Source organism: Collinsella aerofaciens (assembly GCF_040910265.1).
Lineage (GTDB): Bacteria > Actinomycetota > Coriobacteriia > Coriobacteriales > Coriobacteriaceae > Collinsella > Collinsella aerofaciens_BK.
This window is the reverse complement of record NZ_JBDGAW010000012.1, coordinates 15,182-30,235: the sequence shown is the minus strand read 5'-3', so window position 1 is coordinate 30,235 and position 15,054 is coordinate 15,182. Positions and strand designations below refer to the sequence as shown.

Genomic DNA, 15,054 nt, shown 5'->3' with positions numbered 1-15,054 from the left:
CAGGGCCTTGCCTCTCAATTTCGGACAGTCCTGACTCACGACGGAGGCGCCACTGGCGCCTCCTGTTCGTGCGGAACTCATTGAGAGCCAAGGCCCTGCGCCCGGTCCCTCGGTTCCGTGACGACTCGGCCGTTCGGGTCAGGTGGGGCTGAATGGAATTTGGTGAATGAGGGCGCCGTTGGCGCCCTCATTCTTTATATATGTTGGGAGCGCCAAGCGGTGGGGGTGGTGCCGGTGTATTGTTTGAAGGCTTGGGCGAAGGCGGCTTGCTGAGGGTAGCCTAGACGCTCTGCCACCTGCGCTATCGTGAGTGCGCTATCGGCCAAAAGGTCCTGTGCTCGCTCCATACGGCGTCTGCGAATGTAGGCGCCCAGGGACTCGCCGGTTTGGGCCTTAAAGGTGGCGCATAGTTTGGAGCGGCTTGTGTAGAGCCTCTCGGCCACCTCGTTGATACCCACACGTCTGCCTTTGTCGAGCGCGCGCTCAATCATTGCCGTTGCTTCTTCGGCAATGGCCATGCTGACGCGTGTGCCTGCCGCCTGCCGCGCCTGCTTTTGGGCTGCGCGCGAACAGGCGAGCTCCGCGACCATGGTCTCCACGATGCCCTGCATATAGACGTGTCCGCCTACGGTGCGGGCGCGGTCCTCGTTAATCCGGCGCAGCGTTTGGCAGATCGCAGACGTCGCTTCCTCGTGCCATGGCTCGGCAAACGCCTCAAAGGTTCCCGCGAACTCGGTGGGATAGCGGTGCTCCAGGTCGTCAAAATATCCGGGCAAAAAGAGCACCGAGCGCGAGTGATAAAGCCGTCCCGCAAACAGCGGGCTTAATTCCTCGCCACAGCTATCTTGGATAAAGCTGCAAACGGCATTGTTTGGCCACGGTCCATGCAATGGTTTAAGGTTCGCGGGCGTTATGCCAGCCTCGGGCATGCATGTAAGTGTGGGCGCGCTGACCTCGCTCACGCAGGCGTATGGCTCGGGTGTGTATTCGGCCAGGTACATATCGTGCGTCGGGGTGATGAAATGCTCCATGACAATGCAGGCAGGGGAGAGAGGCATGATCCATGCGCGGCCGTGCGCCCGATCGTTTGCCACCTCGCCGGTAAAGACAGCGCCCTTGCCGGAAAGCTCCAGGCCAAACTGCTCAAATTGCGGTGCGTAGAGCTCGGTTATGTCGGTCGCGGCCCGATGCATTTTCAAAAGCGTCCCCTTCCTTTGCGGAAACGTCCACGCTTGGCTCGATTGTGTGCCTCGGCTAACATATCAATGATAAGTTGATTGAGGTTAACTCTCAAGCCGTTAGAAGGGAACCTTATGGCAAAGGGATCAAAAAGGGAAGGCGGCGGTATCGGCGAGCTGCTTGCTTATGCCGGCGACCGTAAATTCCTAACGTATTTGGGCATGGCGCTCTCGGCGCTCTCGCAGCTGCTGAGCTTTGGCCCGTACGTGTGCATTTGGCTTGTCGCGCGCGATTTGATCGCCGTGGCGCCTAACTGGAGCGAAGCCACCGATATCGCGATGTATGGCTGGTGGGCCGTGGGTTTTGCCCTGGCAAGCATCGTAGCTTATTTCGTGGGGCTCATGTGCACGCACCTGTCTGCGTTTCGCTGCGCATCCAATATTCGCAAAACTACGAGCGAGCACCTGCTTAAGCTGCCGCTTGGCTACTTTGACACGCACGCCACCGGTGAGCTGCGTCGTGTTGTAGACGGATGTGCCGCCTCCACCGAGACTTTGCTCGCACACATGCTGCCCGATATCGCAGGCGCCGCCGCCATGGTCGTGGGCTTGCTCGTGCTGCTTTTCGCGCTCGATTGGCGTTTGGGGGCGGCATGCCTTATCTCGGTCGTCGTTTCGTTTGGCGCCATGGCCACCATGATGAGCGGCAAAGGCGCCGAGTTCATGAAGGCCTACATGGGAGCGCTGGTCAAGATGAACAAGACCGGCACCGAATACGTACGTGGCATCCCCGTTGTCAAGGTGTTTCAGCAGACGGTCTACTCCTTTAAGGCCTTCCACGATGCGATCGCCGAATACGCCGACATGGCACAAAACTATGCGGGCACGTTCTGTCGAGGTCCGCAGGTACTCAACCTTACCGCGCTCAATGGTCTTGTGGCATTCCTGTTGCCCGTGGCGTTGCTGTTGGCGCCGGGCGAGACGGACTTCGCGCATTTTATGGCCAACTTCACGTTTTACGCGATATTTTCGGCCGTGGTGCCGACGGCCATGACCAAGCTCATGTTTGTGGGCGAGGCCTCTCAGATGAGTGCCGATTCGCTGGCTCGTATTCGAAGCGTCATGGATTCCAAGCAGCTCTCCGTGACCGCCCAACCCAAGCACCCTGCCGGCAGCGACGTGCGATTTGAGGATGTGAGCTTTACCTACGAGGGTGCCGAAGCACCTGCCGTTAGCCATGTGAGCTTTAGCGTTTCCGCGGGTAGCACCCTCGCCCTGGTGGGTCCCTCGGGTGGCGGTAAGTCAACCTGCGCAAGCCTGATCCCGCGTTTTTGGGATGTTTCCTCGGGTCGAGTGCTCGTAGGCGGTGTGGACGTTCGCGATATGGATCCGCACGAGCTTATGGACCAGGTCGCCTTCGTGTTCCAGACCAACCAGCTGTTCCGGCAAACACTTGCCGATAACGTGCGCGCCTCCAAGCCTACGGCCACTGACGACGAAGTGCGTGCAGCTCTCTCCGCAGCTCAGTGCGACGACATTGTGGCCAAGCTCCCACAGGGCATCAATACCATGCTCGGCGCCGGCGGGGCGTATCTTTCGGGCGGCGAGGTCCAGCGCGTGGCACTCGCCCGCGCGATCCTTAAAGACGCGCCTATCGTGGTGCTCGATGAGGCCACGGCGTTTGCCGATCCCGAGAACGAGGCGCTCATCCAACGCGCCTTTAGCAAGCTGGCGGCGGGTCGCACGGTCATTATGATTGCGCACCGACTCTCGACTGTAGTGGGCGCAGACCAAATCGTGGTGCTCAACCAGGGCAGCGTGCAGGAGTCGGGTACCCATGCCGAGTTGCTGTCCCAAGAGGGCCTGTATGCCAAGATGTGGACCGAATACGAACAGGCCGCGAGCTGGAAAATCACTGCAGCGACCGCGGATGCCGCCGTCACGAAGGGAGGCGAGGCCTAAATGTTCGCCTCATTCCAAAAGAAGTATTTCCTATCCGATAAAGGCGTCGCCGGCGTAAAACGTGGCATTTTCTGGACCACGCTCACTAATCTCATTACCATGGCCGGCATGGGCTTTTTATTCCTGGTCATGGCCGGTTTTGTCGAACATCTCGCCATCGGCGCCGACCTGCCGGATGCCCTGCCGATTGTGGGCGGCCTCCTGGTCTTTTTTGTGTTGCTCTTTGCCTCTAACTGGCAGCAGTATTACTACACCTACTGCATCTTTTACGAGGAGTGCGGCAAGCAGCGTATGGAGATCGCCGAGCGCTTGCGCAAACTGCCGCTGTCGTTTTTTGGTCGTCGTGATCTGGCCGATTTAACCGAGACCATCATGGGCGACGTCCAGGCCATGGAGCACGCCTACAGCCACGTGCTGGGAGAGCTTTGGGGTGCCATCATCGCAAGCGCCATTGTGTTCGTGGCGTCGCTGTTCTTTTGCTGGCAGCTGGCGATCGCGGCGTTTTGGAGCGTTCCCGTGGCCTTTGCCGTGCTGTATCTAACACGCGGCCCCATGACTCCGGTGTTCGACCGCGTGCGTGCCGAGAAGGTCAAGGTTACCGAGGCAATTCAAGAGACGCTCGACTGCGTTCGCGAGATCCGCGCCACCAACCAGGAGGCCCATTATCTTGAGGGACTCAACGCCGTGATCGATGCCGAGGAGCGCGAGACCACCAAGGGCGAGCTCGCTAACGGGCTTTTGGTTAACTCCGCCTTTGCCATCCTGCGTCTGGGCATTGCCACCACGCTGGTCACGGGTGCCGCGATGGTCGCCTCCGGGCAGGTCGACTTTTTGGTGATGTTTGCCTTCCTGCTTATGGTGAGCCGTATCTATGCACCCTTTGACCAAGCGTTAATGTTAATGTCCGAGCTGTTTGCCGCCGAGTCGTCTGCCAAGCGCATGCATTCCATCATGGAAGAGCCTGCGGCGCGGGGCAGCGAGAAATTTGAGCCCGCGGGCCACGATGTGGTGTTCGATCACGTGGCATTTGGCTATGGTGCGGGCGAGGACGGCCGTGCCGGCGAGAAAGTTCTTACCGATGTGAGCTTTACCGCCAAGGAAGGCGAAGTTACGGCGCTGGTCGGTCCTTCGGGTTCCGGTAAGTCTACGGTGAGCCGCCTGGCCGCGCGCTTTTGGGATGCCACCGAAGGCACGGTCACCGTGGGTGGCGTGGATGTTGCGGGCGTTGATCCCGAGGTGCTGCTGCGCGACTACGCCATTGTGTTCCAAGACGTGCTGCTCTTTGACGACACGGTGATGGGAAACATCCGCCTCGGGCGTCGTGATGCCACCGATGAGGAAGTGCTTGCGGCCGCGCGTGCCGCCAACTGCGACGAGTTCGTGAACCGCATGCCGCAGGGCTACGACACCATGATCGGCGAGAACGGCTCCAAACTCTCCGGTGGCGAGCGCCAGCGCATCTCCATCGCCCGCGCGCTGCTCAAAGACGCGCCCATCGTGCTGTTGGACGAGGCGACGGCAAGCTTGGATGTGGAGAATGAGACCGTGGTACAGCAGGCACTCTCCCGTCTGCTTGCAGGTAAGACGGTTATCGTTATTGCCCACCGTATGCGTACGGTGGAAAATGCCGACAAAATCGTTGTGCTCAAGGATGGTGTGGTTGCCGAGCAGGGTGCTTCGGCTCAGCTCAAGGCGGCAGGTGGAGAATTTGCCCGTATGGTCGCACTGCAAAAGGAAGCGGCTGCCTGGCAGCTGTAGGAAAGGGGACCAAGATTTCCAAAGGTTAACTTTGGTTGACCATAATAGTTCGACTAAACTAGTCTCAAAGTGTGCTCGAGCAAACTTGTTTACTCGGGTGCTAAGGCACCGTGCCGCAGTTGTTGCGGAAAAGGGAGAGACATCATGAAGAAGTCCACGTTTAACACCCTACTTGTTGGTGGCGGTTTTCTGCTTGGTACGGCCGGCATCAAGCTGCTCACCAGCGCTCCGGTAAAGAATGCCTGCGTGCAGGGCATCGCGTGTGGCATGCGCGTCAAGAACTGCTACCAGGACATGGTCGAGCAGGCCAAGGCTAATGTCGACGACATGGTTGCCGAGGCTGCTTACATCACCCAGAGCGAGGCCGCTGCTGACGAGGCAGCCGAGTAGCGCTCCCAGGCACAAACTATGAGATTCTCGATTATCAGCGAGATCCCTGGCAGGACCCGCCTTCAGTTGGCGGGTCCTGTGCCAGAGAGCGATCTCGATGCGCTTCTAAAGCTTGGCGGCGACATCGATGGCGTGCGCAAGGTGCGCGTGTATGGCCGCATTGGCCAGATGGCGCTGGAGTACGACGAGCCGCGCCGCGCGAGCGTGCTCGATGCCTTGGGCGCGCTCGATGCTCAAGCTATCGCCGATGCCAAGTCGGGCTACGTGATGCAACTCGAGCCGCGCAAGCACAAGCTCGTCATGGATCTTGCCACACTTATCGGCGCCCACTACGCGCGCCGTTGGTTCTTGCCGACGCCTCTGCGTGCGGTGTTTGTCGTGGCCGGTTACATGGCATTTTTGCGCGCTGCCCTTCATGAGCTGGCACAGCCGCGCCTGACCGTTCCTGTGCTCGACGCTTCGGCCATCGGCATTTCGTTCGTCAAGCGTGATGTCGACACCGCGGGCCAGACAATGTTCTTGCTCAACGTGGGCGAGCTGCTCGAGGACTACACTCGCGCCATGAGCGAAAACGAGCTCATCAACTCGCTGCTTGATGTGCCCGACAAGGCGCAAAAGGTTGTCGGCGACACCGAGGTAAGCGTTGCCGCGACCGAGCTCGAGCCCGGCGATTTGGTCGCCGTGCGCACTGGCATGTCCATTTGCATCGACGGTGTTGTCGAGCAGGGGAGCGCTATGGTCAACCAGGCGACCCTGACCGGCGAGCCGCTGGCCGTCGAGCGCAGCGTGGGCGACGATGTGTTCGCCGGTACCGTCGTGGAAGACGGCAGCATCTTGGTGCGCGTGCGCGCCAACACGGCGCAGACCAAGCTCCGCTCGATCGTCTCGCTCGTGCAGACGGCCGATTCGCTCAAGTCCGAGGGCCAGTCGCACATGGAAGACCTCGCCAACAAGATCGTCCCGTGGAACTTCCTGCTCGCGGGCCTGGTTGCGCTTACCACCCGCAGCCTCATCAAGACCTCGGCGGCACTGATGGTCGACTACTCGTGCGCACTCAAGCTCACGGGTTCCGTCGCCGTCATGACTGCCATGAGCGATGCTGCCAAGATGGGTGTTATGGTCAAGGGCGCCAAGTACTTTGAGTCGTTTGCCAAGGCCGACACCATTGTGTTTGATAAGACCGGCACGCTTACCGAGGCGCAGCCGCGTCTTGCCTGCGTGCTCACCACCGATGGTTGGAGCGAGGACGAGATCCTGCGCCTTTCCGCTTGCTTGGAGGAGCATTTTCCGCATCCGGTGGCGCGTGCCGTGGTCAACGCCGCCCGCGAGCGCGGGCTCGAGCACCGCGAGCGCCATGCCGCCGTCGAGTACATCGTGGCGCACGGCATCGCTTCGTCCATTGAAGGGCGTCGCGCCATCATCGGTTCCGCGCACTTTGTATTTGAGGATGAGGGCGCGCAGCTCGAGTCCGACATTAAGGAGCGCATCGAGTCCCAGATGCAGGGCTTGTCGCCGCTGTACCTGGCGGTCGACGGTACGGTCGTTGGCGTGCTCGGTATCGAGGACCCGCTTAAGCCCGGGGTTCGCGAGGCTATCGCCGACTTGCACGCGTTGGGCGTTAAGCACGTGGTCATGCTCACGGGCGACTCGGAGCGCACGGCCGAGCGCATTGCTCGCGAGGCGGGTGTCGACGAGTTTAAGGCCGAGCTGCTGCCCGAGGACAAGTACGCGTATGTTGAGCGCATTAAGGGCGAGGGGCGCCACGTTGCCATGGTGGGCGACGGCGTCAACGATTCGCCGGCGCTCGGTTTGGCCGACGTGGGGCTGGCAATGGGCGGTGGAAGCGACATCGCCAAGGAGGTCGCCGATATCATCCTGACCGATACAGATCTCGCCGCGATCGTGCGCCTGCGCCGCATGAGTCAGGGGCTTATCGACCGTCTGACGAGTTCGTATTCCAAGGTGATGCTCACCAACTCGGCGCTGTTGGCATTGGGTATTACCGGCATGATTACTCCGCAGGCGTCGTCGCTGCTGCACAACGGCTCAACGATCGCCTACAGCCTGGGCAACGCAAAGGCTTACCTGCGCTAGCGGACGTGTTCGCCCACGTTATCTGGCCTGCGCCCAGACGGCATCGGTGTCGTCCGGACGCAGGCCTTTTGCATTTGACCATTTGCTAGCTTCTCTATATAGTGTTGCTAGCGGTGCTAGCATTTGAAGGGAGCGGGATCAACGTGGGTGCTGTTAGCGGCATGGCGCAGGTGAACGTTCGCGTGGATCGCCAGGTCAAGGACCATGCGGAGGAAGCGTTGCGGCTTTCGGACAGATCACTGCCCGAGCTCATCAAAAAGGTCGTGGCCAAGGTCGCGCAGGGCGGCGGGCAGTGCGAGGAAGTGCTTGCGGCCGTCGACGACCGGCAACAGACCGTCGCGCACGATACTCCGTTCGCCGCGTCGTGGGCAGCGGCAGACCGGCTTTATGCAGATTTGGGCATCGCTGCGTCGCCCGTATCCGACGATCGCGATTGGGACACAATCTATTCCGAAGCCATGGACGAGCGCTATCGCCAAAAGGGGATGATCCTGTGAGCGGAGCCCCTCTCAAGATCATGGTGGACGCCAACGTATGGGTTGATTCGTTTTGTGTTGACCATGCCGAGTCGCTTGCCGCGCGTGCGTTTATTGGGCAGGCGACGGAGGCGGGGGCATCGCTGTTCTTTCCGGTGCATATCGCTAAGGACGTGCTGTACGTTGTCCAACACGAGCTGAAGCGTGGCGTTCTTGCCAGCGGGGGAGCGCTCGACGAGGCTTCTGCCCGCGCGATTGGCGATGCGGCGCTGGCGTTTGTTCGGAATATGACCGAAAACGCTACGGCCGTGGGTGCAGATGCGTCGGACCTTTGGCTGGCCGACAAATACTTAGCGCTCCATCGCGATTACGAGGACAACTTGGTGCTCGCCGCGTGCAAGCGCGCGCAGGTCGATTACTTGGTGACCAACGATCGTAAGCTGCTCGAACATGCCGATCTTGCAGCAAAGACCCCGCACCAAATGATGCCGATTCTTGCTTTGGCCGAACGTGGCGGCGCGGCTATCGGTTGACGCGAACTGTTTGCGGGCCTCTTGGACGACGATGCGCCAAGGGGCCCGCGTCTGATATTTACAAAAGCGCGGCCTTGATGACGGGAGCTTCGGCGAGCTTTTCGGCAGCCTTTTCGTCGGAATCGTTTAGTGCTGCCAGGCTTCGGTAGACCCACTCGTTGACCTGGGTGTTCTTGACGCCTGCAGTCTGCATAAGGGCGCCTACCTCGCGGATTGCTGCGAGCAGATCGGCTTTGGGACCCGCGAGCTCGACCTCGATGCCGTGGTAGGCGGCCACGCCGCGGTTCTCGCTCACGTGGTCGATAAAGCCCTCGACGGTCTCAAGCTGCTGGGCGAGAGCTGCATCATCGTCAGCGTCCAGCGCAACAAGGGCGTTCGAAACCGTGAGGGCGGGATGTCCGCAGGGGACAAAGCCTTCGATGACATCCATAGCTTCGGTAATGGTTGAACCCAGACCTGCGAGGGCATTGACGAGTTGCTGCTTGGTATCCATAACGGTCCTTTCGACGGGTCAATTATGCTTGGCGAAAATATACGTGACGCGATCGGTAGCAAAAGTGCGAAGTGCGGAGCACATTGGGGTCTTCACAGCTCGTGCATAGAACAGCTGTCTGCCTTTAGAACGTGGTAAGATAGCTATCCACGAGCGGGGTTCACCCCGCGTGTTCCTTGAAAAGTCGACGGGTGTTGGGTACTCGTGCCCAATGCTATCCAGACTTTCCCGACATTCGGGGGCGACTGGTTTCGACACGATAGCTCTGAGAGAGGAAGCAAGCCGAGGTCTCCTCGCCTCGTTAAACAGGGGTACCGTCAAATTGAATTGACAACAACTCTTCTTTTGAGCCTATGGCTCTCGCTGCTTAATTTATAGCGGCGCGTCAACCCGGTGATTTCCCCGACACCGGCGCGACGTCATTTTAGGGGAATGCTCCTGCGCACGTAATCGGTATGGCGCAGGCTAAGACCGAACCGGTTAGGACACCGCGAGCGTGTCGCTGCGCGCAAAGCGTCCGAGACTAAACCAGCGACTGAGCTTGGAGATGCCAATCAGGGGGCTTTCGTGGACCGGAGTTCGATTCTCCGCGCCTCCACCATATGTAACAGGCAGGTAGATATGTATATCTACCTGCCTTTTTATTTCTAGTCCGTACCGCGGAGAATCGAACTCTATGCAGGGCGCGAGCGTTAAGCAAACGCGAAGCGTTTGTAGCGAGCGGACGAGGACGCCGGCAGGCGGCCGAAGCCGGTGCGGATTTGCGAAGCAAATACGCGGATTCTCCGCGCAAAGCCTCGACTGGATATAGATTCGATGCCGACCGGATGACAGCCTGCCGTGTCCCGCGCGGACGGATCCCCTCCACCCGCGGAGAATCGAACTCTATGCAGGGCGCGGGCGTAAAGAAAACGCCTCAGTGACTCAGACCGGGACACGCTTTCCCAATGGCAGCTCAAGCGGAAAGCGCATCCCGGAATCTAAGCTCGGAATGGGATTCATTTTCCGGATGTCGCCTCAAGCGGAAACTGCAACCCGGAATCGAGCCGTAGAGCGGGACGCGCTTTCCCAACGGCAGCCCAGGCGGAAAGTTCATCCCGGAATCCGCGCTCAGACCGGGATACACTTTCCGCTTCACCTGCCGCCTCGAAAAACCTGCGCGCCCTCCATCCCAAAACTGGGTAGAAGAAGGCCAAAACGCAATCGCAGGAGGTCAATATGACTGCAGAAGATAAGGCAAAGAACGCCGGCAAGGTCGCGCTCGTCTTGGAGGGTGGCAGTTTTCGTGGGCAGTTTACCGCCGGCGTGCTCGACGTTCTCATGGAGGCCGGTGTCGAAATTCCGGCGGTGTACGGCGTTTCGGCCGGTGCGCTCAACGGCGTCAACTACAAGTCGCACCAGATCGGTCGCACCAACCGTGTCAATTTGACCTTCTGCAACGACAGCCGCTACATGGGCGCCGCGTCGTTTGCGTCCACGGGTTCCATCGTGGGTTACGACTTTATCTTCAACGACGTCCAGGACCGCCTGGATCCTTTTGATAACGAGACGTTCGACGCCAGCCCTATCGAGATGTACGCCGTCGCGACGGACATGCTCTTTGGAACCGCTGCCTACCTGCCGGTCAAAAGCGCCGTGCTCGACCTCGATGCTGTGCGCGCCTCTACCTCGCTGCCGCTGGTGACGCCGCCGGTCGAGATCGACGGGCACAAATACGTCGACGGCGGTGTAGCCGATTCGGTCCCTATCGAGCATGTGCTGGAGGAGGCCGGTTTCGAGCGCGCGGTTGTCATTGTCACGCAGGACCGCTCGTACGAGAAAAAGCCCTACGAGTTTATGCCTGCCGCGCGCGCCCGCTATGCCGACTACCCCTACCTGCTCGAGGCTATCGAGACGCGCCACGACCGCTATAACCTCCAGCGCATGCACCTGTGGAAGTATGAGCGCGAGGGCCGTGCGTTGGTCGTCGCTCCGCAAAAGCCGGTCGAGGTCGGCCATGTCGAGCACGATCCGGCAAAGCTTTTGGACCTGTATATCCAGGGCCGTCAGGAGGCAAAGCGCCTGCTCGCGGAAATCCAAGAGTTCGTTGAGCGCTAGCGATAGCGAACCCTCAAAAAATGACAACAGCTAAAGAGCTGGAAAAATTATGGCTCGTGGATGACATGTGCAGAAACTCTGGTCGGAGCCAAAATACCTGTTGACTCGTACGGCGAGCGGGGTAATATGGACGGGTTACTTGCAGAGCCCCGTGAATCTCTGTAACAACACGTACTGTACATGGAGGAGTCTAAGTGATTTCGAAATCGACTCACTACGCCAAGCAGGGCGAGGTCCAGCGCAACTGGGTTCTCGTCGACGCCGATGGTGCTGTCCTGGGCCGTCTTGCCACCCAGATCGCAATGATCCTGCGCGGTAAGAACAAGCCCCAGTTCACGCCCAACAGCGACTGCGGCGACTTCGTTGTCGTCATCAACGCCGATAAGGTCCAGCTTACCGGTAACAAGGCCGACACGAAGACCTATTATCGCCACAGCGGCTACAACGGCGGCCTCAAGGCTGAGAGCTTCCGCCAGGCTATGGAGAAGCACCCGGAGAAGGTCATCGAGCGCGCCGTTCGCGGTATGCTGCCCAAGACCACCCTCGGCCGTGCCCAGATGACCAAGCTTAAGGTCTACGCTGGTGCCGAGCATCCGCATGCTGCCCAGAACCCCACGAAGATTGAGCTGGAGGCTTAAAGATGGCTGAGAACACCGTTGTCTACCAGGGTACCGGCCGTCGTAAGAACGCCGTCGCCCGCGTCCGTCTCGTCCCCGGCACCGGCAAGGTGACCATCAACAAGCGTGACGCCGAGCAGTATTTCGGCCGTCATCAGCTCGTTGAGAACGCCCTTGCTCCCTTCAAGGTGACCGACACCGCCGGTCAGTTCGACGTTATCGCTCTGTGCGATGGCGGCGGCATTTCCGGTCAGTCCGGCGCTCTGCGCCTGGGCATCGCCCGCGCTCTTCTGAACGCTGGCGACTACCGTGCTGACCTCAAGAAGGCCGGTTTCCTTACGCGCGATGCTCGCGTGGTCGAGCGCAAGAAGTACGGCCTCAAGAAGGCCCGCCGCGCTCCCCAGTTCTCCAAGCGCTAAGGTTTTATCTCCTTTCGAGATACAATGTACAAGCGGGGCCTGCCGATTCCTCGGCGGGTCCCGCTTTTCTTTTTCGACTAGGGTGGGCGGTTGTATATCGCCTGCTAGGGAAGGAGCAATCCTATGCCCCAGAACATCTTCGGTACCGACGGCGTCCGTGGCGTCGCCAATGCCGACCTCTCGTGCGACCTCGCGTTTCGCCTGGGCCGCGCGGCGACCAAGTTCCTTGGTCCGGATATTTGCATCGGCCGCGACACGCGCCTTTCGGGCACCATGCTCGAGAGCGCTCTGACCGCCGGCATTATGGCCGAGGGCGGCCGTCCGCATTGCTGCGGCGTCATTCCCACGCCCGCCGTGGCGCTGCTCACTGTTCAAAACGAGCTCGACGGCGGCATTGTCATCTCCGCTTCGCACAATCCGCCGGAGTTCAACGGCATCAAGTTCTTTAGCCGCAAGGGCATGAAGCTTCCCGATGCTGTCGAGGAAGAGATCAGCGCCTGGGTCATGTCCGAGGAAGCCATGGCTGCCGACACGCTGCCGACCGGTGCCGGCGTGGGCCACATCATCAAGATGAAGGACGCTCGCAAGGCATACGTCGACCACGCCATCGATACGCTTGATGGCCTGAGGCTCGACGGCCTAGTCGTTGCCGTCGACTGCGGCCACGGTGCTTCTTGCCAGACCACGCCCGCCGCGCTGCAGCGCCTGGGCGCCACGGTCCATGCCATCAACACCGATTACTGCGGCACTGACATTAACGTTGAGTGCGGCTCTACGCACCTCGAGCCCCTGCGCGAGCTCGTGCTGCGCACCCATGCTGATATCGGTCTGGCCCACGACGGCGACGCCGACCGCGTACTGTTCGTGGACAGCGAGGGCAATGAGATCGACGGTGACTACATCCTGGCTATCTGCGGTTCTGACCTCGCCGCTCGCGGCAAGCTCGCCAACTCCGAGATCGTCTCGACCGTCATGTGCAACCTTGGCTTCTCCATCGCTATGAAGGAGCAGGGCTTCGAGATGGTCCAGACCGCCGTGGGCGACCGCTACGTTCTGGAGCGCATGCTCGCGGACGGCGCCGTCATCGGCGGCGAACAGTCCGGCCACATCATCTTCCTGGAGCACAACACCACCGGTGATGGCCTGGTGACGGCTCTGCAGCTGCTGGCCGTGCTCAAGCGCACCGGTCGTACCCTCACCGACCTTGCCGGCATTATGAAGAAGTACCCGCAGGTACTCGTCAACGTGCATTCCGACAACAAGGCCGGTCTGGACGATTGCCAGCCCATCTGGGATGCCGTCGCTGCTGCCGAGAAGGAGCTTGACGGCCGCGGCCGCATTCTGGTGCGCCCGAGCGGTACCGAGCCGCTGGTCCGCGTGATGGCCGAGGCCGAGACGCACGAGCTGACCCAGCGCGTTGTCGACGACATCGTCGAGGTTGTCAAGCGCGAACTTCCCTAATGGTCAAAAACCGTTGCCAAGTGGTAAACTGTTAAGGTTATTTTGATTGATTGGTATGTCCGAGGGGGAGCATGTTCACTAAAGTCCTAAGGTCTTTTGGTATGCGTGGTCGAGTCCTTACGCTGGATGCTCCCATCTCGGGCGACGTCATTCCGCTTTCCGAGGTAAACGACCAGACGTTTGCCACCGGCCTTTTGGGCCAGGGCGTGGCGATTCGGCCCACCGGAACGCGTGTGATTGCACCGGCTGATGCCAAGGTCGAGGCTATTTTTCCCACGGGACACGCCGTTGCGCTTAACACGGTCGATGGTCTGGACGTGCTTATCCACGTTGGTTTGGACACTGTTCAGCTCGAGGGCAAGCACTTTACCGTACATGCGCAAGTGGGTGACATCGTCCATAAGGGTGATGTGCTCATTGAGTTCGATCGCGAGGCAATTGCTGCCGAGGGCTACGATGTGACGGTTCCCATCTTGGTGTGCAACTCCGTTGAGTTCTCGAGCATCAAGGGCTCCGTTGGCGTGCATGTCGAAGAGATGGACCAGCTCATCGTTGCTCGCGAGCGCTAGCAAGTGCGCGTGGCCATTAGCCTACAATTCAAACACGTTTACGGAGGGCGCCCTTGAAAGAGGACGCCCTCAGTGGCAAGATGGGATTTGTCCGAAGCTAAAAGGCTTTGGGTCACCGTGGACGGGCAGGGGCCTCGACGCGGCTAGACACGAGACACATACATTACGCGACCTCGCCCTGGTGGCCGCACACGTTGGTTGCGGCCGACGCGGGCCGCGGGCAAGTGCTTGTAAGGGAGCCTTGCCTCTCTTGTACGAGAAAGGACGCGTAATGAAGATCATTAAAGCTAAAGACTACGAGGATATGAGCCGCAAGGCCGCTAATATCATCTCGGCCCAGGTTATCCTCAAGCCCGACTGTGTGCTGGGTCTTGCCACCGGCTCCACCCCGATCGGTGCCTACAAGCAGCTCGCTGCTTGGTACAAGAAGGGCGACGTCGACTTTGCCGAGGTCAGCACCTACAACCTGGACGAGTATCGCGGCCTTTCGCACGACGATCCCCAGAGCTATCACTACTTCATGCGTGAGAACTTCTTCGATCACATCAACATCGACCTGAACAACACGCATGTGCCCGACGGTTCCAACCCCGACGCCGCCGCTGCCTGCTCTGAGTACGACAAGATCGTCGCCGAGGCCGGTTACCCGGATCTGCAGCTGCTCGGCATTGGCAACAACGGCCACATTGGCTTCAACGAGCCCGATGACCACTTCTCCAAGGGCACGCACTGCGTCGACCTCACCGAGAGCACCATTCAGGCCAACAGCCGCCTGTTCGACAGCATCGACGATGTTCCCCGTCAGGCCTACACCATGGGTACCCAGACCATCATGTATGCCCGCATGATCCTGGTCGTCGCCAACGGCGAGGCCAAGGCTCAGGCCGTGCATGACATGTGCTATGGTCCGGTTACGCCCGAGTGCCCGGCTTCGATCCTGCAGCTGCACACCAACTGCGTTGTCGTTGCCGACGAGGCCGCCCTTTCGCTCTGCGAGTAGCGCGAAT

The 15,054-nt window shown here is 60.0% G+C and carries 14 protein-coding genes and 1 other RNA gene; 13 read left to right on the top strand and 2 right to left on the bottom strand.

From position 1 onward, the window contains the following. Positions 1-194: 194 nt before the first annotated feature. On the bottom strand, positions 195-1,193 hold the full coding sequence (locus AB5Z14_RS06270) for a helix-turn-helix transcriptional regulator (RefSeq protein WP_368130777.1): 999 nt from the start codon (positions 1,191-1,193) through the stop codon (positions 195-197). A 120-nt stretch (positions 1,194-1,313) separates the two neighbouring features. Here AB5Z14_RS06270 and AB5Z14_RS06265 point away from each other — a divergent pair, with 120 nt between their 5' ends. The 6 genes from AB5Z14_RS06265 to AB5Z14_RS06240 all read left to right on the top strand — a co-directional run bounded on the left by AB5Z14_RS06265 (position 1,314) and on the right by AB5Z14_RS06240 (position 8,391). Then, a complete protein-coding gene (locus tag AB5Z14_RS06265) occupies positions 1,314-3,140 on the top strand; it encodes an ABC transporter ATP-binding protein (protein ID WP_368130747.1) in 1,827 nt (608 codons plus the stop codon). Then, the gene (locus AB5Z14_RS06260; RefSeq protein ID WP_368130745.1) at positions 3,141-4,898 is read left to right on the top strand and encodes an ABC transporter ATP-binding protein; all 1,758 of its coding nucleotides are present in this window, start codon (positions 3,141-3,143) and stop codon (positions 4,896-4,898) included. It begins immediately after the preceding gene. Positions 4,899-5,042: 144 nt separating this feature from the next. Then, the gene (locus AB5Z14_RS06255; protein WP_022094642.1) at positions 5,043-5,288 is read left to right on the top strand and encodes a DUF6110 family protein; all 246 of its coding nucleotides are present in this window, start codon (positions 5,043-5,045) and stop codon (positions 5,286-5,288) included. 78 nt (positions 5,289-5,366) lie between these two features. Then, complete coding sequence (locus AB5Z14_RS06250; RefSeq protein WP_368130744.1) at positions 5,367-7,382, top strand: heavy metal translocating P-type ATPase; 2,016 nt, start codon at positions 5,367-5,369, stop codon at positions 7,380-7,382. Between the two features lie 143 nt (positions 7,383-7,525). Beyond that, complete coding sequence (locus AB5Z14_RS06245; protein ID WP_368130743.1) at positions 7,526-7,879, top strand: hypothetical protein; 354 nt, start codon at positions 7,526-7,528, stop codon at positions 7,877-7,879. Further along, on the top strand, positions 7,876-8,391 hold the full coding sequence (locus AB5Z14_RS06240) for a type II toxin-antitoxin system VapC family toxin (RefSeq protein WP_195192578.1): 516 nt from the start codon (positions 7,876-7,878) through the stop codon (positions 8,389-8,391). The genes AB5Z14_RS06245 and AB5Z14_RS06240 overlap by 4 nt, the downstream gene beginning before the upstream one ends. Positions 8,392-8,449: 58 nt before the next feature. On the opposite strand, the gene AB5Z14_RS06235 is transcribed toward AB5Z14_RS06240, so the two are convergent. Continuing rightward, positions 8,450-8,884, bottom strand: a complete 435-nt coding sequence (locus AB5Z14_RS06235) for a hypothetical protein (protein ID WP_368130742.1) — start codon at positions 8,882-8,884, stop codon at positions 8,450-8,452. A 237-nt stretch (positions 8,885-9,121) separates the two neighbouring features. Between AB5Z14_RS06235 and ssrA the strand changes: the two genes are divergently transcribed. The 7 genes from ssrA (at position 9,122) to nagB (ending at position 15,047) form a co-directional block, all read left to right on the top strand. Further along, positions 9,122-9,485, top strand: a transfer-messenger RNA (tmRNA) gene (gene ssrA / locus AB5Z14_RS06230). Positions 9,486-10,102: 617 nt separating this feature from the next. Then, on the top strand, positions 10,103-10,981 hold the full coding sequence (locus AB5Z14_RS06225) for a patatin-like phospholipase family protein (protein WP_368130740.1): 879 nt from the start codon (positions 10,103-10,105) through the stop codon (positions 10,979-10,981). Between the two features lie 194 nt (positions 10,982-11,175). Next, positions 11,176-11,619 (top strand): 50S ribosomal protein L13, encoded by a 444-nt coding sequence (rplM, locus tag AB5Z14_RS06220; protein ID WP_022094635.1) that lies wholly within the window; start codon positions 11,176-11,178, stop codon positions 11,617-11,619. 2 nt (positions 11,620-11,621) lie between these two features. Next, positions 11,622-12,017: a 30S ribosomal protein S9 gene (gene rpsI / locus AB5Z14_RS06215; protein WP_022094634.1), complete on the top strand. Its 396-nt coding sequence runs from the start codon at positions 11,622-11,624 to the stop codon at positions 12,015-12,017. Between the two features lie 123 nt (positions 12,018-12,140). After that, entirely contained in the window at positions 12,141-13,478 is a 1,338-nt protein-coding gene (glmM, locus tag AB5Z14_RS06210) for a phosphoglucosamine mutase (RefSeq protein WP_006234694.1), read from the top strand. A 71-nt stretch (positions 13,479-13,549) separates the two neighbouring features. After that, entirely contained in the window at positions 13,550-14,047 is a 498-nt protein-coding gene (locus AB5Z14_RS06205) for a PTS sugar transporter subunit IIA (protein ID WP_006234693.1), read from the top strand. 271 nt (positions 14,048-14,318) lie between these two features. Then, positions 14,319-15,047 carry a glucosamine-6-phosphate deaminase gene (nagB, locus tag AB5Z14_RS06200; protein WP_152067340.1) on the top strand — a complete coding sequence of 243 codons (729 nt, stop codon included), beginning with the start codon at positions 14,319-14,321 and terminating at the stop codon, positions 15,045-15,047. Positions 15,048-15,054: the final 7 nt, after the last annotated feature.

What these genes read in the sequence shown, in the direction of transcription:
- AB5Z14_RS06270 (WP_368130777.1), bottom strand. Translation starts at nt 1,193, where the DNA reads ATGCATCGGGCCGCGACCGACATAACCGAGCTCTACGCACCGCAATTT.
- AB5Z14_RS06265 (WP_368130747.1), top strand. Translation starts at nt 1,314, where the DNA reads ATGGCAAAGGGATCAAAAAGGGAAGGCGGCGGTATCGGCGAGCTGCTT.
- AB5Z14_RS06260 (WP_368130745.1), top strand. Translation starts at nt 3,141, where the DNA reads ATGTTCGCCTCATTCCAAAAGAAGTATTTCCTATCCGATAAAGGCGTC.
- AB5Z14_RS06255 (WP_022094642.1), top strand. Translation starts at nt 5,043, where the DNA reads ATGAAGAAGTCCACGTTTAACACCCTACTTGTTGGTGGCGGTTTTCTG.
- AB5Z14_RS06235 (WP_368130742.1), bottom strand. Translation starts at nt 8,884, where the DNA reads ATGGATACCAAGCAGCAACTCGTCAATGCCCTCGCAGGTCTGGGTTCA.
- AB5Z14_RS06225 (WP_368130740.1), top strand. Translation starts at nt 10,103, where the DNA reads ATGACTGCAGAAGATAAGGCAAAGAACGCCGGCAAGGTCGCGCTCGTC.
- rpsI (WP_022094634.1), top strand. Translation starts at nt 11,622, where the DNA reads ATGGCTGAGAACACCGTTGTCTACCAGGGTACCGGCCGTCGTAAGAAC.
- glmM (WP_006234694.1), top strand. Translation starts at nt 12,141, where the DNA reads ATGCCCCAGAACATCTTCGGTACCGACGGCGTCCGTGGCGTCGCCAAT.
- AB5Z14_RS06205 (WP_006234693.1), top strand. Translation starts at nt 13,550, where the DNA reads ATGTTCACTAAAGTCCTAAGGTCTTTTGGTATGCGTGGTCGAGTCCTT.
- nagB (WP_152067340.1), top strand. Translation starts at nt 14,319, where the DNA reads ATGAAGATCATTAAAGCTAAAGACTACGAGGATATGAGCCGCAAGGCC.